Source organism: Desulfovibrio sp. OH1186_COT-070 (assembly GCF_003860215.1).
Taxonomy (GTDB): domain Bacteria; phylum Desulfobacterota; class Desulfovibrionia; order Desulfovibrionales; family Desulfovibrionaceae; genus Desulfovibrio.
In genome coordinates this window covers 1-329 of the sequence record NZ_RQYH01000247.1, presented here as the reverse complement: position 1 = coordinate 329, position 329 = coordinate 1, and the positions used below count along the sequence as shown (strand labels likewise).

The following is a 329-nucleotide window of genomic DNA, read 5'->3' as shown; positions in this document are numbered from 1 at the left end:
TTCCGCATTTCCTCCACCTGTGCGGCGGAGAGTGAGGGCTTGCGCCCCGTGTATTTGCCTTGGGCTTTGGCCAGAGCAATGCCTTCCCGCTGGCGCTCTCGCAGCATTGCGCGCTCAAACTGCGCCACGGCTCCGATAATTTGGAGCTGAAGTTTTTGGAACGGGTCATCCTTGCCCGTGAAGGTCAGGTTTTCCGTATGGAAGCGGACGGTAACGGACTTCCGGTTCAATTCTTCAATCAGGGTCAGGAGGTCTTGGAGGTTGCGGGCCAGCCTGTCGATGCTGTGGACGTGGAGAGTATCGCCCGCCCGCAGGAACTCCCGGCATTC

General features: G+C 59.3%; 1 protein-coding gene. It reads right to left on the bottom strand.

Going from position 1 to position 329, the window contains the following annotated elements:
- On the bottom strand, nt 1-329 hold a 329-nt coding region (locus EII23_RS12705; RefSeq protein ID WP_148091306.1), incomplete at both ends, for a recombinase family protein.